We start from the raw sequence: 22193 nt of genomic DNA, 5'->3' as shown, positions 1-22193 counted from the left end.
AACCAAAAATTAGGATCTGGCGAGCGTGGTCAATCCCCCCTCGCCCGGGCAGTCAACGCCGGGGCGATGATCCCTCGCCGGCTTCGGCGTTGGTTTGGATTCAGGTTTTCGCGCAGACGCCGTGCTACCGTGCCTTCCGATCAAACTGAAATTCATCACCGGCCGAAATCACCCGGCGAGTGACGGCGGGTGGGCCCGGTTGCGGATTGTCTCCGACGCGAGTCTCGGTGATCGTGATCAATGCCTCCGACGGGGCTTCGGTACGGTTGCGGTCCTGGCTGCGAAGATCCGCTCGGATCCGATATATTCCGGCCGGGGCGGTCGTCTGGGTGTACAGTTCCGGACCCAACCCTTGCGTGATATTGAACCACATCCGTCCCCCGCTGGGCGTCTGATTTTGGCGATGGTCACAGCGATCACCGTTCGGTTCGGTTACCCATAGATCGACGTCGCTTCGATCTGTATTCCAGTCCATCGTGATTGCCAGTGGCGAAGGTGAGATTGATTCCAATCCGAGTTGTCGCGATCTTGCGTTCGCATAGCCCGCCATCACGGAGTCCGGTTTGATTCGCAACAGAACGCTACTGAGTTCTTCCTGGGCGATCCGTTTGATCGCGGACCACCGGTCATTCCAATTCCCTCTGAGAACCAGTTCGTAGCAAACGAGGGCTTCTTCGAGATGGTCCTGGTCGGCCAGCGATCTGGCCAGCAGCAATAGGCATTGCGGTTGGTAAGGCCTGGCTTTGGCAAGCCGGAAAAACAGCGGCGCGGCTTGGTCGGGACGTTTCCATGCGATCGCGCGAAACGCGACACTGCGGATCGATTCGGGATCATTGGGTTTGATCTCGATCAACGTACTCGCAGTCTTCAACGCGTCGTCGCTACCGTGGTCGACGAGAACATCATCGGCAGTGGCGAGTAGCTGCGAAAAACTCGGGTCAGCTTGGCGTAGTTCATCGAGATGGTTGACCGCGAATTGATCTCGACGAATTCCACGACAGACCAACGGTTGGGGACGCATCGAAAACGCTTCGTCAGGAAGCCTAGCCATCGATAACCGAAGTGCGGTTGGGACGTTGACCAACGATGCCGACCGCAGCGATTCCACCCAAGTGACAAATCGATCACGCGGCGAAGCGAGCGGTTCAGCGTCTCGATGAGACCGCAGGATCGAGTCGATTGAGTTGCTGGCGATGACCAAGGCGTCTTCTTGCAAGGATTCGTTAACGTTGAAACGTTTGTAATCTCGCTCGTTTTCGAGCATCACCATCGAGCAAGTTTGACCAGGCACGCGAAAGTAACGTGCGAAAGCGACCGTGATCGCTTCGGTATCGCCACCGATGCTTTCCAACCGATCGACCGCGATCGATCCATACAAGCGAGCAGCCATCGAAGAGTCGATCGTCAACTTGGGAGCGATCGTTCGTGTGATGGTTTCGTCGCCTCTCCGAAAGGTTATCTCGATCGGGCCTTGCGGGACGCCACGGCCGACAACGGTCAACGATTGACCCGGATAGATCGATTCAGAGCCGCCCAGCACGAGGAGTTCCTCGGCATTGACCGCGTTCGTTCTTTCAATCCGCCATGGTCGACTTCGGTGCGCGGTCGCGAGTGACGATTGGTCCGTTTGATCGGAAACTTCAAAGATCGCACCTCCGCTTTGATCGGCGATCTCACGTAGCATCGAACGATCATGCGCGGCCCCAGCGACCACGTAACCAAAGATCGGCGAATCCGATTGGCCGAGTGATTCGGTGATGGAGCTGGCATCGATTCGACCCCAGGTCGCGACCGCGTCACTTAGTAGGAATAGGTTGGTTGCATCGAGTGATGATCCGCCAAGCCAGTGAGGTTGGACTGCTTCGGCGATTGCGCCGGCGAGGTCTGTCGCACCTTCCAGTACAAGCTGTTCGGCGAAGTCCTGTAAAGCGGTTCGCTGTTCGGCGTCGTTGGCAACAAACTTGTCTTGCCACCATGTCTGGTGCACTCCAAACGTCAGGACCGCGAATTGCTTGACCGAGTCTTTGTTTTGCCGCAGGATTTCTTGCATTAGCGCGACCCGTTTGGCGAAGACCGCGGGGCGATCACTGTAGGACGTGTCGAGCAACACGATCGCCTGGCTGGTTTTGATCGGCGCAGCGTGACCGGGAAGATTCGCCGTGGTCTGCATTGCGAAATAGTTCGTGCCAAGGTTGGAATCCTGATGCCGAAGCATTGCCGATTGGTAGCCTTTCAACCGAACGATGTAGTCGCGTGGTTCGCCATTGTCGTCACGGTAGTACGCCCGTCCGCCAGACATGAATGCGGTCATCGGCGGGGAGAGTTCTGCGGACGCTCCGGGCGCGGCATAAATGTCGAATTCGACTCGTCCGCCCGCATCCTTTTCGGGCAGTTTAAGGTTGAATTCTTGCTCGCCATCGCTGTCGGTCAAACTGACGTCATAGCCGATGACAATCCGATGAAGCTTCGATGGCAAAAGCGGAAAAACCTTGGTTTGGAAAACGCCCTGCCCGGCCCACTCCACCAACGCAGGGTCGACTCGGCGGCGAACGGTTTCCTCATAAGCTAACGCCGCTTTTTGACGGGGGACCACACGCGCCGGTTTGACCGATGCAAACACCGAATTTGAATCGGCTTGGTAATCGGGATTGATGGCCCTGCGTGCGAGATCGGATCCCGTCGCCTGAATCTGTTCGCGAAGCGATGTGAGTAATTGATTCGCCGGATCGATTTCCGGCGACAGCGCTTGGGCCGGTTTGGGATTGCGACTGGTTCGTGGTGTCTTGATAGGAGCGGGTAAATTCGTTGGCCCAAAGGCAACGTAATGCAGTGATGCGTCTTCGGGTAAACGCAGCATGAACTGACCTTCCAACCGGCTGTTTCGATCGTTGTAGAAATACAAGTCAAACATCACTCGAGCACGGAACCCGTCGATTCTGACGTAGGTGTCGCGGGCGACCAGCAACAAATCATCTTGATGTCCAACACTTAACCTCGCCCGATTCGTCGATGCCGTCGCGGGTTTCCAGGTCTTTGCCGATCCGTCTTGTTCAAACGGGGCGTTTGTCGCTGTGATCTCAGAATCTGGGGTGATCGAATCCAGACGGCTCGTCCCTGGAATGTTCGACGCGGTGTTTCCGAATGGGTTGTCGCCCCCAGAAGATTCTCCGCTGAATGGGTCGCCACCAAACGGATCGACTTGCGGCTGTGAATCACGGAACGCACTGCGGGCTCTTCGGTTAGGATCGGGCGTTGGCCCAAAGGGGACGTCGTCAATGTTGTCCCCAGCGGTGATGTCAGTAGCTGTAGGCGGGGTGTTCGGCGGCGGTGGAGCCACCGGCGGCACCGCCAAAGTAGCTTCCCGTTGGGGAAACGCACTGGAAATCGTTGGCGCGGTTGTCGATGGCGCGGCCTGAAGTGTCATCGGCGCGGGAGCGGTTGTCGATGGCATCGGCACGCGGGCAGACTCGGTCGCCGGGGTTGCGGTGGCGCCCCCCATGCCGCCGGCTCCTGTGGCGCGACCACTCTTTAGCATGATGCCTGCTGATTCCGTTTCTGCGATCGCCGGGACAGGCATGGTTGCATCGCTGTGTTCGGTCATTTGACGCCGCATCTTGACGTTTGACCGTGACATCGCAGGAACGTCTGGTCCCGACATGCCTTGCATCGAAAGGGCGACGTCGCCCTGTGGCTTCTCTCGGATTGCCAATCCGTCCGATTCGGCCGCGATCACATCCGCAGAGGATAAGTCTGCCGCCAGTGGAGCGACCAAGGAATTCGCAGAGGGTTCAGTCATCGCATCGGCGATCATGGGGGCCAGCTCCGACGACTCGGTGGGGATCGCTTCGCCCGATGCGAGCGGTCGGGAATCGGCAACGGTCGCATCCTTAATCTCGGCAGTGTCCGCAGAGTTCTCAGAGCGAGGCTTGATCTCTCGTAGGTCTGCGACGGACACGCTAGGCATGTCGCGAAATGCGAACCAGGAAACCCCAACGGCATACAAGGCCAATGCGGCGACGGCCAGCCGTACGACGGTGCGACGCTTCGGCGATCCTGTGTCGGTCAACGTTACCGCGGGGGAGAAACCTGATTCGGAGAGTTGTGCGGCTTCCACCGAGGCGGCGTCGATGGCCGCGAGTTGTTCGTCCGAGAGGACGTCCGAACCTGGATTCAAGTTGACCGCGGAGGTAACCGCATCGATGGTCTGTCGCAATTCTTCGACATACTGACGCAAGCTTGCATCATCGGCCAAGGCGTGTTGAATGTCGCGGTGTGATGCTTCATCCAGCTCGCCCAGCAGATAAGCAGTCAATCGTGGATCGTCTTTCTCGATCATCGTTTGTTACTCGTTCTATTGCCCAACGGTTTGCGATTTCCCACTGGCTTACGCATCCAACTGTTGCATTTGTTGCCGTAACTTGCCCAAGGCGGTGTGCAACAAATAGCCGACATTGCTGACCGTCAAACCAGTCGCCTCGCTGATTTCGCGATACGCCAAACCGCTGTGAAAACGTAGCCGGATGACCTTTTGTTGATTGGAAGGCAGTTGATCGATTAACCGCACGACGGCTTTGTTATCCTGGGCATTTTCGACCGCCTTTGTCGCGTTTTCAGGCGATTCGAGGGCGCCCATGTGTTCGCTGTTGTGTGACATCCGCCGCTCCTTTCGCAAGCGATTTAATGCGTTGTTGTGACACACACGAAACAGCCAAGCGACTTCATGTCCGGCGAGGTCACCGGGGGCTTGTTTGCACAGCGACAAGAAGGTTTCCTGGACGATGTCACGAGCGGCATGTTCATCTTTGACGATCGAACGCGCATAACGAATCAGCGGCGATTGATGCTGCCGCACCATCTCCCGGACCCAGCCCTGGCGATCCCAGTGCTGCTGATTGTGAGCGTCACTTTCCGTCATCGTCGTCCGTCTTCAACGTGTGTGTCTGGGGAGCTAACACGAGACACCGGCCGTTTCTTAGGAACGTACCAAAAATTTTTTTGGGAAGTGATCCGCACTGTCTGACGAGGGATCGTGCCTTCGCGGAAATTGCGAGGGCTTTCGGTCGCGCTGTTTAGAGGCGTCAACCCGGCGGCCGAAACGCTCGGCGCGTTCCGCTACTGTGGACATATGAACCAATCGTAGCGGAAGCCGCGAAGGCTTTCGGCACTGCGTTTTGAGAACAAAAAACACTCTGCTCCCCTCGGCGAGCCGTTATTCTTTGCCACCGCTGCCGACGTACTTCCAGTTCAACTCAACCTTGGCAGTGCCCTCGGCGAGCGTCGTGATTGTGACGGGATGATTGCCTTTGGCCAATCGGATTTTGGTTTGGTAGGTCGTTCCCGATTGAAATCCAAAGTCGGCGTCGATCAATGCCGCATCGTGGATACGTGCAAACGTCGGGGTGTCGCAGCGAAGCGTTGCCTCGTACCAGCCGGTTTGGTCGGCGTGAAACACTCCTTCGAACTTCACCGCACCATCGACCGAACTCACTTCCATCTTTTCCACGATTCCTAAATCGCCGGCCTCCAGGTCGTCCACATCGGGGACGAAGGGGAACTTGCCGGCAAACGTCGAGTAGTGCCACCCGTCGATGGCTTTTGTTTCACTCGCCGGGATCGGTTCGTTGTCGTAAGGTCGCGGCGCCGATGCGTTGGTTCGGCGTATTTGTAGAACGCGATCACGCATACGTTTTTCGATCGCATCGAATTCATCAGACGTACCGGCGAGGTTCTTCAATTCCTTGGGATCGTTGGCCAAGTCGTAGATCGCGAAGGCATCCTGATGATCTTGAATGTCGACACGAACGCCTTTGTAGCCATCGACGAACACGACTTGCATTTGACGACGGCGTTGATTGCGTTTGCGTTTTTCGAAGTCGCCGTAGCTGGTTGTTCGTCCGCCTTGGAAGTACTCGATGTAGATCTGGCTGGGTTGTTGGACACCATTTCCGGTCAGTGTGGGTAACAGTGAGACGCCATCGGTTCTTGCCGGAGGTGCGATCCCCGCGACACGTGCGAACGTAGGCATCCAATCATGGAACTGCGAAGGTTGGTCAGACTTTGATCCAGACGCGATTTTCCCAGGCCACCACGCAAGTGTGCCGACGCGGATGCCGCCTTCCCAGACATCTCGTTTTGTTCCGTCAAATGGTCCGTACGACTGAAACGACTCCGGCGTGTAGTTGACTCGTTTGCCATCGAGCGTTTGCAAGTACGATTCGTGGTGTGGGCCGTTATCACAACTGATCACGACCATGGTGTTGTCGTCGATAGAAAGATCTTTCAGGGTTTGTAGCAAGTCACCGACCGCGTTGTCGATTCGGCGGACCATTGTGGCAAACCGTTCTTCGGCATCCGACCAGCCTTGTCCGGTGTATTCCGGGTGGCGATAGCTATCGATAGTGCCTTTGGCGGTGTTGATCATTTCGCCTGGCTTGCCGGTCCACTGCAGACCACCTTCGACGCCGTAGCCTTTGGGAAACTCGACCGATGGAAGTTGCAGTGCCGCGTGTGGGGTGTCAAAGGCGAGGTACAGGAAGAACGGTTTGTCGCTGTTGCCCTTGGCGTGATTGATGATCCAGTCTTTGCTGCGGGCGGCGAACAAGTCGGTCGTGTAGCACTTCGATAGGTCCGAGCTGACTTCTTGATCGTTGAACCAAACTTGTTTGGGCGATCGATGGCTTTCACTGTCGCCGAGATTCCATTCGTCTGCCGGGTAATGCACGTGTCCGTCACGGTGCCGAACATAGCCGTAAAACTGATCGAAACCACGTTTAGTGGGGTAGGCCTCCCACTGATCCGGCGTCGCGGTGTCGTCGCCTTTGCGTTCGGCGCCACCCTGCAGACCGTACTTACCGACCAACCAGGTTTCATACCCCGCGGCCTTCATGACCGACGCGAGCGTGTGGTTGTCGGCGAGTGCCTTGTCGAATTGGTTGTCACGGACTTCGGTATGGCCTTGATGGACACCACTGAGCAGTGACGATCGGCTGGGTGCACAGACCGGCGCCGGACAGTAGTGGGCACGCAACTGCATCCCTTCGGAAGCCATTTGATCGAGCATCGGTGTTCGATGCCGCTTGTGATCGCTCAGTCCGTTTTGATGCAGAACGCCAAAGTCGCCCCAACCCATGTCGTCGAGCAAGATAAAGATAACGTTGGGCCGATCGCTCGACCCGGCATCTGTTTCCGCTCCAACGCGGTGTGGTCGAATCAGTTGGCTGGCGAGCAAGATCACCATCACGGTGGTGAACTTCAAAAGACGGCGCGACGGGGTCATGGGGAGGTCCGTTGACGGGAAAGCAGAAGACAGGAGGCGCGGCGACGAGAGCACAAACGGTTGCCGCCGAGTGTTACCGATTGTAGCTCAAAGACCGGGTGTCGAGAGCGGTTCCCCGCGCAGATGCCAACGCGTCTTTAAGCCCAGAGCTGGTTTTCGCCGACCGCTTCAAAGGCGGCTTCGTAGTGCTCGATGCGATCCGGGGGGCCGTCAGGGTCAGGCCACCAAATCGCGATGACATCGAATCGGCAAGGCGTGCCGAGCAGCTGGCGACGTTTAAGAAAACGTAGTGCGGCATGTGTAATACGCCGCTGCTTGTTTTCGTCGACACGTTCGGCCGGGTGACCCGGCTTGGTCGTCTGAAGTGTCTTGACTTCGACAAAAATGATCGACCGGGATTTGCGATCGGCAGCGATCAAGTCAATTTCGCCAGCCCGGTCAGATTCGTTCGCTGCGACGATCAGCAAGCCCTTTTGGCGAAGCAGTCGAGCGGCCGCCTGCTCGCCGCGATGCCCAATCGGTCCCTTGGCATCGACCTTGCCATAACGCCAGTCGAAGTAATGTTCGACTTGGCGATGAAGCCAACGTCGGATTGAATTCAGAGTCGCGTCACTCGTCGATTCATTCATAGTCGCCATTGACGCCGTGAAAGCCGCGTATTCAATCGCTGCTCTTGCGGAACAAAAGGCGACCATGCTCGCCGCAGTTCTGAACCAACCGAAGGCCTCGTGCTATGTCGAGACCAAATGTTTGCGGGCGACACATCAGCCCACGGGCATTCGCCAGGGTTTGCGCCGACGAACCGCACGCTATCGCGATTGCGGCTGATTGAATCAACAACCGCGTCGGCGGCTTCCGCTAAGGCCGGAGCTCTAGGTGCGGCGGCGTTCTTTCAGGCGAACTGCCTTACCGACTCGTTCCCGAAGGAAGTAGAGCTTGGCACGGCGGACGACGCTGCTGCGTTTGACATCGACCTTTTCGATTCGTGGGCTGTGGATTGGGAACTTCCGTTCCACACCTTCGCCGGCCACGATGCGTCGGACGGTGAACATCTCCTTCGAGCCGCTTCCACTGATCGCGATAACGACTCCGGTGAAAACCTGGATACGCTCTTTGTTACCTTCGAGAATCCGCAGGTGAACATCGACGGTGTCGCCGATTTCAAACTGAGGCGGATTCTCCTTCATCGCGGTCTGTTCGACTTTTTCAAGAATCGCTTGGCTCATCGCTGAAAGCCCTTACTAAATCAGGTGATTGGTTTGATGAACTATTGGTTGACTCAGTCGCTCAGGAGATCCGAGCGTCGCTGTTGCGTGCGGATTTGGCTCTGCTCACTTCTCCACTTGGCGATCGCTTCGTGGTTACCGCTAAGCAAGACCTCGGGGACGTGGTGTCCTCGGTAATCTCTGGGTCGGGTGTATTGTGGAAATTCGAGCAGGCGGTTTCCGCGGCTGAACGAATCGTCGATATTGCTATTTTCATCGCCGAGGACGCCTGGCAGCAGCCGGACGACGCCGTCGATGATTGTCATCGCGGCGACTTCGCCTCCGTTGAGGACAAAGTCACCGATGCTGACTTCCTCGGGTTCGAGGATGTCGATGACCCGTTGGTCGAAACCTTCATAGCGACCGCAAAGCAACATCAGTCGTTCGTCGGTGGCGAAGTCTTCGGCCATCCGTTGATCGAACCGCTTGCCTTGGGGCGTCAGCAGGATCTTTCGAGCCGGCTTATCCGCCATGCGTTGGACGTCTTCGACGCAGGGGACGGTGACGTCAACTTGCAGCAGCATCCCGGGGCCACCTCCGAACGGTCGATCGTCGACCTTTCGGTGAGGCGTGTCGGCGGCCCAGTCACGGAGGTCATGGCGGTGGATTTGGACGATCTGTTTTTGGATCGCCTTTTCCAGCAGACTCTGTGTCAGGTAGCCGTCGAAGATCGCCGGGAACAGGGTGACGATGTCAAATCGCATCGATCAAACCTCTTTCAACGATCAGCGACACACCAAGCGGCCCGGACCGATCACTCGGCCGCCGCTTCGGTCTCGGCAGCAGCTTCGCCTTCGGCGGGCTTCTCTTCGGCGGCAGCCTCTTCGGCCGGTGCTTCTTCTTTGGCAGCCGGTTTCGGAGGTTCTGGCGGAGCCGGGGTGTATTCTTTGCGTTTTCCCAATCGCTCGAGCGCTTCTTTTTGAGCATCGAGGTGGGTGCCGTTGGTGCCATACTTCTTGATCAGGACGGCAACCTTTTCGCTCGGCTGGGCACCGACACTGATCCAATGATCAACTCGGTCAGACTTTAGCTGAACGCGGGCATCGGTTTCGGGGCACATGGGATCGTAAAAACCCAACTCTTCGATCACCCGTCCGTCACGTGGCGAACGTTGATCCATCGCGCAAACGCGGAAGAACGGTCGGTGGGTGCGACCCATCTTTTTCAGACGGATTCGAACTGCCATTGCTAACTCACTAACTAGGAAAAAAGGTGTATTTAATGGTCGGACTGAAACGCTATCGTTTCTTGCGTTTCATTTTTCGTTTCAGCTTATCGCGTTCCTTCTTCAGCTTGGCCTTTTCGGCATTGGACAATCGCTTGCCCGTGCTTTTTTTGACCCGCATTCCGTCCAGCGAGCCGTTGCCGCTGGTCATCGCCCCTTGCAATTGTTGCATCATTTTGGCGCGATCCATGACGGAGCCGCCGGCCATGTTTTGCATCAGGGGTTTCATGATTTCGAATTGCTTGATCAGTTGGCTGATCAAAGGCGTTTGAACTCCGGCACCCTTGGCGATCCGAGTCCGCCGGGCGGCATCGATCAACTTGGGGTTGCGTCGTTCTTCGGCGGTCATACTGTTGATCGCACCGATCGTTTGCCGGATTCCGCCGGCAGCTTCGTCGCTTTCTAACGCTTCCTTGAACTGGCCCATACCGGGCATCAAGCTCATCATCCGACCCATCAATCCCGGTCGGGCGACTTTCTCCATCATGTTTTTGAAATCGTCGAGCGTGAAATCACCGGAGGCCATCTTGGCTTCCAGTTCTTCGCGTTCTTTGTCGTCGACGATTCGGTGGGCTTCGGCAGCGGCTGCGACGATGTCGCCCATCTGCAAGATTCGGCCCGCCATGCCTTCCGGACGGAAGGGTTCTAAGGCGTCGAGGTGTTCGCCAGTCCCGATGAACTTGATCGGAACACCGGTGACGTGTTTGACCGACAGCAACGCCCCGCCTCGGGCATCGCCGTCAAGTTTGGTCATGATCACACCGTCTAGCTCGAGTGCCTTATTAAAGGCATCGGCGCTATTGACGGCATCCTGGCCGGTCATGCCGTCGACGACTAGGTACACCTGGTCGGGGCCAACCTTGTTGTCGATTCGTTGTAATTCGCCCATCAACTCTTCGTTGATGGCGAGACGACCGGCGGTGTCCAAAATCACGACCCGCGATCCATCGGCTTTCGCTTTCGCGACGCCGTTTTTGCAGACCTCAACGGGATTCTTGTTGTCCGGCTCGGTGTAAACCGGGACGCCGACTTGTTCCCCAACCACCTTGAGCTGCTCGATCGCCGCTGGACGCTGCAAGTCGGCTGCGACAAGCGTTGGGGTGATGTTTTGTTCTTTCAGTAGCTGCGAGAGCTTACCACAGGTCGTCGTTTTACCGCTCCCCTGCAACCCGCACAGCATGATGATCGTCGGGCCTTCCTTCTTCAGGTGGATCGAAGGATCGACCGGGCCCAAGATCGAGACCAATTCGCTGTGGACAATGCGAACAAGCTCTTCTTCGGGGCGAAGGCTGAGCAGGACCTTCTTCCCCATCGCACGCTCGTTGACGTGCCCCATAAACTCCTGGACGACCGGATAGCTGACATCCGCCTCCAGCAATGACCGCTGAACGATGTCCAACCCTTCGCGCATATTGCCTTCGGTCAGCTTGCCTTTGCCACGCAAGCTTTTAAACGCCGACTGCAGTCCTTCGGAAAGGGAATCAAACACGCTAAATCTGGGGTTAAACTAAGTCTTTTGGGTTAGACGGGGAGTCACAAACGTCGGAAACAACGGTTTCAGACGCCGGTCAGGCAGACCGGGACTGGATTGCCGCGAGGTTCGGCAATCTCGATAGCTCCGCGACCCGTGCGAGCACACCGATAGCGGTCGCGGGAAAGCCCGGCAGTGTAAGACGGATACCGGCAAGTTGTAAATGGAGAAAGCGGCCCTTTGAGTGCGAAAATTGGGCCAAAGTGCCATCAATGCTTCGAAATCAGAGCTCTCGCTTGCCCACAATGAGCCTCGGCGAGGTCGCGATTGCTTTTTGTCGGCAAATCACCACTGACAAGATCACTGCGATTTTTCCCGGTCACGGTTCGTCCAGTCCCGCCGTTTGTAGGACCCAACGCAGCGCCGATAGGTCACTGACCAGCCCGGTGTGTGTCAGCGGAAATCTGACGCGATTGTCCGGATCAGGCAGTTTGCTTGCGCTTTCGATCGTCACCGCCCCATCGCCCATGCCGTCGTCTAGCTCGTCTGACTCCAGCAGCGCCTCGATTCGTGCGGCGTAGCGGGGGTCGATTCGCAGTCGCCGCAGCTCTGCCGGGACGGATTCCATCAATCGTTCGCGACGGTCATCGCTGAGGAAGCTCTTCGTCCCCGCGGCGACGTGGAAACGTGTCGTCGTCGGCCTAGGACGGGCAAGGAGTTCGCGGAGGAATTCGCTGTCCGGTTTTAGGGCCCGCGCCGCTTCCCCGCGACCGTCGGCGATCGTGTTAAACGCACCGGGGGTCACCGTCGCGATTCGGAAAAACACGTCAAAGAGTTCTAGTTCGTCGTGAAACGAGGCCAAGGCGGAGCCACCGAAAGGGGTGCCCAGGGTGAAAACGTTGTCGACAATGGGTTCGGCGGGATCTTCGGTGACCGCCGCGAGTGACACCAGCCCGCCGAGCGAGTGTGCGACCAGATGCAATCGACTGCGTGGGCTTTCGCGTTTGAAGTCGGCGAGTTGCTGAGCGAGCATTCGCCCGATTTCGTCCGGCGGCCCGTCATTGGGGTACTCGAACCGCAGCCAAGCTAGTTCGCGGCGGTCAAGTTCGTTTTGGGCAGACGCGAAAGTCGACGCGCCTCCTTCGAGCCCGTGGACAAAGACGATCACATCGCGACGGCCCCTTGCGTCATCTTTGCCGACCAAGCGAGGAGGCGCCAGGTGTCGCATCAGTTCCCATTTTGGTGTTTCCAATCGCTCAATCTGAAGCAATTTGTCGGTCAGCGTGAAGCGAATCTTTCCGACCAATTCGAGCGCGACCAACCCCAGTCGATCTTGGCCGTCGAGTGCACGCATCTTGGGTGGTCCGTCGGCTCGTCCGCCGAAGGCCCGGAGCACTGCATTCTCGTCGTACCGACCATCACTGATTTCGATTCGGATGACATCTGGTGCCGGCGAGCCTTCTTGGGCATGTGCCAATTGATGGCCGGCGCCGGACGAGAATGCACCGCCAAAGCTTACGGCGACCATCAGGCTCGTGATCACGCCGGTCGGCGATCGTTTGTGGACCACCGAGCGGATTTTTCCAAGTCGCGTCGCCTGAAGTTTCAATACCCCCCAGGCAAACACAAAGCATCCGGCCGAAATGCCCAGCAGTGTTGCCAGCGATTGGAATTGGATCTTTGACGCGTTTTCCGGCGTCTCTTCGGTGACGGCGAAGGATCGCAACCAGATGTCTCCATAACGTGAGAGTGTGGCGTAAGAAATCAACGTGGTGGCCCGGAGTGGTTTCGCGTCCACGTCGTCTTCCCAAGCAAATGAGTCATCGAAGTCATCGGTGGCATCGGACTCGTCCGCCGGGGCATCGGATGCGTCGATCAGTTGCAATCGCTGGTAGTCGGCGAGTGGTTCGTAGCCATCGGGATCCGAAACGGCGAACGCTGCGCTGAACAAGATTTGGATCACCATCACGACGGGCAAAATTGCCGTGGCAACCAACGGGTTTCTCCCGGCGACCGAAGAGATTAGCAATCCTAACATCGTCGCCGCCACGGAAACGGTAACTAAGCATGCCATCACGCCGAGGAGCTGGGTGGGCGTTTCATCCAAAAAGTAGGATCGATCAAGCCATCGGTAGCGGATCAGGTCGAGCAAGACGGCAAAGACGATCGTTTGCAGCGCAGCGGCGACCGTTAGTATTACCGACTTTGCAAACAGCAGTGACGCCATTCCAATCCCATGCGATTTTTCGTGATCGATCAATTCGCGATCGCGTGTGATCGATAGGTGGCTGGCGCTGGCCGACATCCAGATCACCGCGATGACGGCCATGAAACCCAATCGGACGATCGGTGCCATCTCACCCCGTAGTCCGTCAGTCATGTCGCGATCTGGATCTGATGGCACGCTGATCGACACGGCGATTGCAAACAGCATCGGTACCAATAGCATCGCAATGGATAACTGCGGCAATCGCCAGTGACCGACACCAAGCCATCCTAACCGAGGTGACGTTAACTTACGTTGTTCGCGCCGAATCAGCACCGCCAATCGCCGAGCGCGTTGCCACGTCGATTGGGATGATTGATGATGGTCTTTGGGCGCGTCTGGTGCGTCGGGTGACGACGACGACCAACGGCGAGGCTGGGTCGATTCGGTAGCTTGGTTAGTGACAATGCCGCCATCGGGACTTGGTTTCATCTCGATGACGCGGTCAAACTGTTCGAGCACATGTCGATGATGGGTGACGGCTACGATCGTAGCGCCACAGACCGCCAGTGATCGCAAGAGCCGGATGATCTCGTCGGCGGTTTCATGATCCAAACCACTGTCGGGCTCGTCGAGGACGATCACGCCGGCGCCGCTGATTAAAGCACCGGCGATCCGGAATCGTCGCAACTGGCCCCCGCTAAGCTGCTGCGGAAAGCGATGTTTTGCTTCGACAGGCAAACCGACCGCGTCGAGGGCCTCGTCGATTTCGTAAGGCAGCACCTCACGCCCATAGAGCTGCCCGATCGATTCCAAGGCGTCACCGAGCTTGAGGTCATGATGGACGAGATCTTTCTGGGGGACGAAGTAAATCTGTTCGGCTTGATCGAGTTCGCCAACGAGACCACTGCCATCGCGAATCGTTTCTAGGAGCGTCGACTTTCCACAGCCACTCGGGCCGACCACTGCGGTCATCTGTCCGCGGTTGATCGTCAACATTGATCGTCGCAATCGGCCAGGGACTTCTGAATCAATCGCTAAATCGAATCCGGCGATTGCTCGCACCGGATGGAGGTACGTTTCCGTGTGGTCAAGTCGCCACGCGAGCGGACCCAGTTGCAGTACGTTGCCAAGGTTGATCTGGCCAGCAGCCGCGGCCCGACCGTCGAGAAAAATGTCCGCCTGGGCGTCGAGCCTAACAAACCAGATTCGTCCCTCGATGTCACGCGAGATCGCGACATGCCGTTGCTGAAGTTGGCGATGTCGGATGACGCGCGAGCTGATGCCATTGAGTTCGGGTTCGATCGCTTCCCGGCCGACGACGGTGACCGGGGTGACGACCGGCGAAATGGCAATGGTTTGACTGGCGTTTTGATACTCGATCGCCGGTCGTTGCGAGGTTCCCGTTCGTTGTAAGTCTAGCGGGGCGTCGAGTAAAAGACGCTGACGAAGCTGCCGAGCGTGTTGCCAAGGGAAGCAACATTTCGGGCAGGTTCCGCTGGATTGAACATGTACCACCGGGTTGGTGTTCTGCGGCCCTGCCCTGCCCTGCCCCGCCTGGCCGCTGGCGTTGTCGTCGGCCTCGGCGGCAAGATTGACGTTGCAGCAAGGACAGGTATTCACAAAGAAAATTCCGACTGGTGGTGGCTGATCAGTGTGGATGGGTGACGTGATTGCCGCCAGATTCTAAACGCGGCTGATCATGTTGCTGTTGCGGTTGCATTGCCAAGCGATGTTCTAGCGTCGTTTGCCGCGTTTAGATTTCTTGCTCCGGCCTCGGGGTTGGTGTTTTTGGCGTTTTGACTTTGAGGATTTACTTTGCCGCTCATTCGGCTTGCCCGCGCCGACGGAATGATTCTTTTCGGGATGCAGGAAAAGCTGCCGGCCGATCAAATCGACCTTGGTAATCTTGACCGTCAGTTGATCACCCAGTCGGTAGCGCTGATGGGCTTTAAAGCCGACTAGCATTTGTCCGCGACGTTCGAATCGGTATTGGTCGTTGGGCAATTGGTCAATGCCGACATAGCCATCGATCGGTAGTTTCGTACAGCGTGCCAAAAAGCCATCGGAGAAGACACGGGTGATCACCGCTGGCATTGATTGACCGATGTGCTTCTTCATGAAGTGAAGCAGTTTCAGTTCTGTCAATTCGCGTTCGGCTTGGGCGGCGTTGCGTTCTTGGTCGCTGCAGTGATGGCCAAGGTTCACCAGCGTTCCCATCGAATCATCCGGAGTCTTCTCGCCTTTTCGCAGTCGATCGATCAGGCGGTGGACGGTCAGGTCCGGATAGCGACGGATGGGACTGGTGAAGTGACAGTAGTGCTCCATGTCGAGGGCGTAGTGGCCTTCGGTCTGCGGCCCATAGATCGCTTTGCTCATACTTCGCAGCACGGCAAAATTGACGGCGTCTTCCAGCGGCGTTTGGGCAACCTGATCGATCACGTGTTGGATTTCAAAGCGGCTTTCGACCGAGTCGACCCCGATGCCCAGGTCGCGAATGAACATCGACAATTGGCGAAGCTTGCGGCGGTCTGGAGGCGGGTGAATGCGATGCAAAAAGTTGTAGCCTTGGTCGTCTAGCCAAGTCGCGACCGCTTGGTTGGCCGCCAGCATGAACTCTTCGATCACTTGATGGCTTTCGGTGTTGACCGTCCGGTGGGCGCCTTTGACTTTGCCGTTGCGGTCGAGGTCAAGTTTGACGTCGGGCATGTCCATCGTGATCGCACCGCCCTTCAAGCGACGTTGGCGCAGCGTCATCGCCAGCGAATGCATGTCCGCCAGCATATCGCAAACCGCGTCACCCCAGGGTTCGCGATAACGCTGGGGATCTTCCAGGAACTGATCAACGATCCCGTAGTGCAACCGTTTGTCGCTTCGGATCACCGCGTTGTGAACTTCGCTGTGAACGACGACGCCGGCATCGGTCATTTCGATTTCGACGGTTTTTGCCAAGCGAACCTGATCGGGCTGCAAACTTGCTAAGTGATTGCTGATGATTTCCGGGATCATCGGGATCACCCGGTCGGGCAGATAAACGCTCGTCGCGCGGCGGCGAGCCTCTTCGTCAATTTTTCCGCCCGGATGAACGAAGTAGCCGACGTCAGCGATATGGATTAGCAGACGCCAATGGCCTTTCTCGTTGCGTGAGAGTGAGATCGCGTCGTCGAAGTCTCGCGCATCGTAGGGATCGATCGTCAGGGTCAGTTGATCGGTGAAGTCGACGCGGTCGTCGGGGATCGCACCACCGTTAAACTCGTCGGCCCGTTGTCGTGCCTCGTCGATGATGTCTTCTGCGAAGTGATCCGGCAACGCGTATTGACGCATGATGGTCAGGGTATCGATGTTGGGATTCTTATTGCTTCCCAAGCGTTCGAGCAGCACCGCTTCCCCGCCCTTCCCCGCTTCGCCCGGAAAACGGACGACTTCGACGAAGACCTTGTCGTTGGCTTCGAGCGGCAACCCTTGGATATCGCCGATATAAACCGGGTCTTCGTGGGGCGTACCGTCCAGGTAGACGGCCGGTTTGTTGCCATCGAAGACGAACGTGCCGGTGAACTGACGGCGAGCCCGTTCAAGGATTTGGTGTACCGATCCTTCGTTTTCGCCACGGCGTCCCGGGCGGACTTTGACTTCCACCAAGTCGCCTTCGAGGGCGCCGCCGGTCTTGCCCGGCGGGATAAACAGGTCATCGGTTGCCGCCCCGTCACCGGAGTCCCCGGGACGAACGAATCCGAACGCACCGCCGGCAGCCATCCGAAAGACACCGCGAATTCGATCTTGGGGGCCGCCGATCGCACCGGTGCTGATCACCAAGTGATTCGAACCATAGATCAGCCGGCCTTCGAGAACGAGTTGTTTGATCGTGCGGCGAAGTTCTCGGTACTCGTCCGGCGGCAGGTCCAAAGCGGCCGCGATTTGTTTGGGTTTGCTGGGGCGATAGTCCGGTGATACGACCAGACGCATCACGCGATCGACGAGCTCTTGAGAGATTTCCATTATTTGATTCGCTGAGAACTTATTGAGTTTTATTGTGCGAAGGCGATCCCGCGAGCGTGATCCACTTCCATTTGGTGAAGTCGTCCACGCCGGTTTCCATGCCTTCGCGTCCGAAGCCCGCTTCACCGTCGCTGCCGAACGGGACTTCGGGTTCTTGTTGGATGGTCATGTCATTGAGATGGACCATCCCGGTATTCAGAGAGCGAGCGAGCGTGAAGGCTCGGTCGACATCGCGCGTGAAGACGGCAGCGGAGAGCATCGCCGGGCCGGAATTGGCTAGCCGGATCGCATCGCTTTCCGTCTCGACCGTTTCGATGGTGACCACCGGGCCGAAGATCTCTTCGCGAGCGATTCGCATCTGTTCGGTGACACACCCGAGCACGGTTGGGTTCAGTCGGTTATCGGTCCATTGATTGCCACACAAGACTTCCGCACCCAGTCGGCGCGCGTCCGCGATCGTCGCGCTGATTCGTCGTCGTGAAGCGTCATCGATGACCGGGCCGATCACGGTGGATCGATCACGGAGGTCGCCCATCGGAAGTGACTTCGCCGCGCCCACGAACGCTGCGATGAAGGCGTCCGCGATCGAACGTTGGACGATCACTCGGCTGGACGCCATGCAGATCTGTCCCTGATAAATGAAGCCACCCTTCAAGGCCGCAGGGATCGCCTTTTCCAAATCGGCGTCGTCAAGAATCACGATTGGATTCTTACCACCGAGTTCCAGAGTGACCCGCTTTTGGAACTGCCCGCAGTCCGCGTGGACTTGTTTGCCGACGGCGGCCGACCCGGTAAAGCTAACGGCGCTGATAAGCGGGTGCCGAATCAATGCCGGGCCGATTTCGGCACCCAAGCCATAAACAAGGTTGAAAGCGCCGTCGGGTAACCCGGCTTCGGCGTAGAGCGTAGCCAAGCGATCGGCGATCTGCGGTGCCCGGCGCGAGGGCAGCCCGACGAAACTGTTTCCCAGCGCCAGCGGCAGGCTGCTGTGTTTGACGCCCTTAATCAAGGGGACGTTAAACGGCGTGATCCCCGCGACGACGCCGAGTGGTTCGCGGATCGCGATGCTCATCCGACCCGGTACGTCACTGGGATAGGTGCGACCGGTCATCCGTCGCACCATCGACGCGTTGGCTCTCAGGACACGTGTTGCGATGTCGATTTCCATCATCGCTTTTGTGATCGGCGAGCCGATTTCCTGGATCAACAATTCGGCCCAGGCGTCGCGGTCTCGCTGCAGGATTTCAGCGGCACGCAGTAGAATGCCCTCCCGCGAACTCGGGCCGAGTGCGGCCAGACCGGGTTGCACATTGGCGGCGGACTGGACGGCGGCATCGACATCGGCAGCGGTCCCACGGGCGACGATCGATAGTCGTTCGTCCGTTTCAGGATTCGTATTGATAAGCGTTGCCGAGCACGAAGAGTGCCGATGTTTTCCTCCGATCCAATGGAGGACTTCGCAAAGGCCGCCGTGCTGATTCGTTTCTTTCACGCTGATCGATACTCAGAAGGTGGGTGGGTGCGTCCTGATGGTGGGCGGTTCCAGCCGTGACAGTTACGCACAATCTTAGCGGCTATCGGAAAGTTGATGCACCGGGCAAGTGTCCCGGAACCGTTCGCCGCGGGGACGGCATGTTGGACAGACGGGGGGCGTTGGTCGGACGGTTGTGATTTGGCGTTTATTCTCGCGTGGGCATCGGATCGCGTCGCAATTTCTTCGTCATCGGCGGTCGGGGAGGTTGTCGTGACTGGACTCATCCCCTTGGAGTTCCGTCCCGTGTTGAATTCCGCTTTGCGGGGACCTAGTATCCCTAAGTCGAGAGGTGCCTCCTGGATTAGTGCTGTATGAATGATCGATCGAAGCAGACAGATAAGCTAGGAGACGAACCGACTCCGCATGATGTTTCTGACAAGACTAGCGGTAGCTTGGGCGACGCGTCCACGCACGTGACTCGGATCGACGAAACCCCTGCCAGGACACATCGCGTTGCCGGTTGGATTCCCAGCGTGATCGATCGTTTTCAGATCATCGAGCAAGTCGGGATGGGCGGTTTCGGAACGGTTTATCGCGCCAACGATCCGAAGCTCAATCGCGAGGTAGCGATCAAGGTCGTTCGCCCCGATGTCGCCGCCAACCATAAAAGTGTCCAGCGGTTTCGTCGTGAGGCCGAGACCGCCGCTTCGATGCAGCATCCCGGGATCATGCCGGTCTACGAAGCAGGCGAGTTCGACGGTCTGCCGTTCTACGTGATGCCGTTCTGTGACGGACTGGATTTGTCACAGTACCTCCGTCGCCAGGGGGGGCTTGTCGATTCGGAGTGGTCGGCACGCTTGATCGCCTCCGTGGCTGCCGCGGTTGGCTATGGTCATCGCAATGGAGTCGTACATCGCGATTTGAAGCCCGGCAACATCATGCTGTCGCGTCAATCAGACGACTCGGACCGGAACGGCGGAGCCAGACCCATGGTGGTTGATTTCGGGTTGGCCGGAGCACTCACAGGAAGCTTGCACCAAACACGCACCAGCATGGTGATCGGGACACCGCTTTACATGTCTCCCGAGCAGGCGAGGTTGATCGATCGCACGATCGGTCCGCCATCGGATGTTTTTTCGCTCGGCGCGATCCTGTATCGCTTGCTGACCGGGGTGTCGCCGATCGATACCGATCGCTATGTCCAAGTGATCGATGAACTTCGTGAATGTGGCTTTCCCAGCGTTCGTTCCAAGCGGGCGGGAGTCGATCGTACGCTGGATACAATCTGCATGAAGTGTTTGCGGTTATATCCGGAGGATCGCTATCGCTCGGCGAATGAGCTGGCCGAAGACCTGATGCGTTACCTCGAAGGTCAGCCGATCAAGGCGGCGCGGGCGACTTGGGTAGATCGATGGCGGTGGTTCGCACGGAAGCCCCAGCGCTTGACCGAAGCCGGCTTGGTTTCGTTGTTCGCCAATTTGTTGGTCGCGGGAATCGCATTGCTGTCGATCTTGCCATCGATCCCCGGGGTGCAGTTGAACCTTGGGGTGGAGGCATCATTCGAGTTTTTAATGACGCAATTGGGAATCGCCGTGGGGCATTCGTTCTTTGCCGGGATTGCTTTCGGCGTGATCCGACGAAACCGCACCGCGTTTATCGCCGGAATGGTGACGTCGATATTCAGTTTTGGGCTAGTAACGGGCTTGCTAGCTGGGTTGGTGGAGCCGCTTTTCTATTACCAAGACCGGCCGACCGCGATGTGGATCATGCACGTGTTCCTGTTTTTAATCTTCGCCTTTCAACTGGTGTTTTTCGTGAATTCCGTGCCCGCCTTTCTGCAAAGTGTGGCGTCGTCACGGCGATCGAAAACTCTTCATGACGACAACGCGTCTGCCGGTCCGTCTGAAGGCGAGGAGGATATCGCCAGAGATGTCGCCGACGGGAAAACTCGGCCGCTAAGCGATAGCGATCTCGGATCCTTGCCGGTGGAGTGGCCGATGACGGTCCAGGAGCAACGGATCGAAGGTCTGGTACGAGAGTGGTTTGACCAGATTTTCAATCATCGCAACGTCGAGGTCATCGATCGGATCGCCGCCCCGGATATCGCATTGTTTGCCGAAGGTGAAACAAGACGGGGACGTGAAGTGATTCATCATAGAATCGCGACCCTTTTGGCTGCATTCGACCCGATGCATCTGACGATTGAAGAGATCTACGTCAGTGGAACGACCGTTGTCGCTTTCTGGCATGTTCGCAAGCGTCATGTCGGCGAGTTCTTAGGGATCGCACCGACGCATCGGTGGGTGGACCTTCGCGGATCATCAAAGGCGACATTTCACGGCGAGCAAATGGTTTCCAGTCGTGATCACTGGGACGTCCAGGATCTGATACGGAAATTGCAAGGCGAATCGTCGGCGCCGATTTAGTGATTCGCGATGAATGATCGACGGTCCGCCGAATTCGCTGATGACTGCTCGCCCGTTTGCGATGGCGACTCGTTAGTGGCCCGCTTGCCAATTTGTCCTGGTGGGACCATCCTGACAGCCGAATACTTTCGTCGATCGAATCGTTTCCAACGCTTTATATGTCTGAATCCTCCTCCGATATTTCCGACGACATCGTTTGGCATGAACACAGTGTCGACCGGGCGCTGCGTGAAAAAGTGCTCGGTCAACGAGGATGCGTGGTTTGGTTCACGGGGCTGAGCGGTTGCGGCAAAAGCACGGTCGCCAATGCGCTCGACGTGATGCTCAATCGTCAGGGGCGAGCGACGACGCTATTGGACGGTGACAATGTTCGTCACGGACTGTGTGCCCCGCCGGCGGTGTTGGCGAGCGAGCATGGTGAGGAGTTTTCGCAGCGTTTTGGGTTGGGCTTTGGGGCGGTCGATCGCGAAGAAAACATCCGCCGAATCGGTAGCGTCGCCGCATTGATGGCCGGTGCCGGGCTGATCACCCTGACGGCGTTCGTCAGTCCTTACCGTAAAGACCGCGACCGGGTACGGGCGATCGTCAACGAAACCGGCGGCGATGATTTTATTGAGGTGTTCGTTGATACTCCGTTGGAGATTTGCGAATCCCGCGACCCGAAAGGCCTGTACAAAAAGGCCCGCGCCGGTGAGATCAAAAACTTTACCGGTATTAGCGATCCTTATGAGTCACCGGAGTCCCCTGAGATCCGTCTCGATGGGGGGGCTGGTCGGTCGGTAGTGGAGATGGCGACGGAAGTTGCCGAGTACTTAAAACAGCACAATCGGATCTGATTTTTGGCGTTGCGGTAT

The 22193-nt window shown here is 57.5% G+C and carries 13 protein-coding genes; 2 read left to right on the top strand and 11 right to left on the bottom strand.

Annotation, left to right across the window (positions count from 1 at the left end; all coding sequences use genetic code 11):
- Positions 1-124: 124 nt before the first annotated feature.
- The 11 genes from FYC48_RS16560 to FYC48_RS16510 all read right to left on the bottom strand — a co-directional run bounded on the left by FYC48_RS16560 (position 125) and on the right by FYC48_RS16510 (position 18931).
- Positions 125-4336 (bottom strand): hypothetical protein, encoded by a 4212-nt coding sequence (locus FYC48_RS16560; protein ID WP_149497848.1) that lies wholly within the window; start codon positions 4334-4336, stop codon positions 125-127.
- Positions 4337-4384: 48 nt separating this feature from the next.
- Positions 4385-4915 (bottom strand): RNA polymerase sigma factor, encoded by a 531-nt coding sequence (locus FYC48_RS16555; protein WP_149497847.1) that lies wholly within the window; start codon positions 4913-4915, stop codon positions 4385-4387.
- A 294-nt stretch (positions 4916-5209) separates the two neighbouring features.
- Positions 5210-7276, bottom strand: coding sequence for an arylsulfatase (locus FYC48_RS16550; protein ID WP_315853779.1), 2067 nt, complete (start codon positions 7274-7276; stop codon positions 5210-5212).
- A 137-nt stretch (positions 7277-7413) separates the two neighbouring features.
- Positions 7414-7905, bottom strand: coding sequence for a YraN family protein (locus FYC48_RS16545; RefSeq protein ID WP_235034290.1), 492 nt, complete (start codon positions 7903-7905; stop codon positions 7414-7416).
- Between the two features lie 243 nt (positions 7906-8148).
- Positions 8149-8502, bottom strand: a complete 354-nt coding sequence (rplS, locus tag FYC48_RS16540) for a 50S ribosomal protein L19 (protein WP_149497845.1) — start codon at positions 8500-8502, stop codon at positions 8149-8151.
- Between the two features lie 53 nt (positions 8503-8555).
- Positions 8556-9245: a tRNA (guanosine(37)-N1)-methyltransferase TrmD gene (gene trmD, locus FYC48_RS16535; protein WP_149497844.1), complete on the bottom strand. Its 690-nt coding sequence runs from the start codon at positions 9243-9245 to the stop codon at positions 8556-8558.
- 50 nt (positions 9246-9295) lie between these two features.
- Positions 9296-9727, bottom strand: a complete 432-nt coding sequence (gene rpsP / locus FYC48_RS28650) for a 30S ribosomal protein S16 (protein ID WP_149497843.1) — start codon at positions 9725-9727, stop codon at positions 9296-9298.
- Positions 9728-9779: 52 nt separating this feature from the next.
- The gene (ffh, locus tag FYC48_RS16525; protein ID WP_149497842.1) at positions 9780-11255 is read right to left on the bottom strand and encodes a signal recognition particle protein; all 1476 of its coding nucleotides are present in this window, start codon (positions 11253-11255) and stop codon (positions 9780-9782) included.
- A 361-nt stretch (positions 11256-11616) separates the two neighbouring features.
- Positions 11617-15066: an alpha/beta fold hydrolase gene (locus FYC48_RS16520; protein WP_149497841.1), complete on the bottom strand. Its 3450-nt coding sequence runs from the start codon at positions 15064-15066 to the stop codon at positions 11617-11619.
- Positions 15067-15180: 114 nt separating this feature from the next.
- A complete protein-coding gene (locus tag FYC48_RS16515; RefSeq protein WP_149497840.1) occupies positions 15181-17439 on the bottom strand; it encodes a ribonuclease R family protein in 2259 nt (752 codons plus the stop codon).
- Positions 17440-17458: 19 nt separating this feature from the next.
- On the bottom strand, positions 17459-18931 hold the full coding sequence (locus FYC48_RS16510) for an aldehyde dehydrogenase family protein (RefSeq protein WP_160149578.1): 1473 nt from the start codon (positions 18929-18931) through the stop codon (positions 17459-17461).
- 353 nt (positions 18932-19284) lie between these two features.
- Between FYC48_RS16510 and FYC48_RS16505 the strand changes: the two genes are divergently transcribed.
- Positions 19285-21339, top strand: a complete 2055-nt coding sequence (locus FYC48_RS16505; protein ID WP_149497838.1) for a protein kinase domain-containing protein — start codon at positions 19285-19287, stop codon at positions 21337-21339.
- A gap of 158 nt (positions 21340-21497) precedes the next feature.
- Positions 21498-22175 (top strand): adenylyl-sulfate kinase, encoded by a 678-nt coding sequence (gene cysC, locus FYC48_RS16500; protein WP_149497837.1) that lies wholly within the window; start codon positions 21498-21500, stop codon positions 22173-22175.
- Positions 22176-22193: the final 18 nt, after the last annotated feature.

Origin of the sequence: Roseiconus lacunae (genome assembly GCF_008312935.1) — a bacterium.
GTDB lineage: Bacteria > Planctomycetota > Planctomycetia > Pirellulales > Pirellulaceae > Stieleria > Stieleria lacunae.
This window is presented reverse-complemented; position numbering and strand designations above follow the sequence as displayed.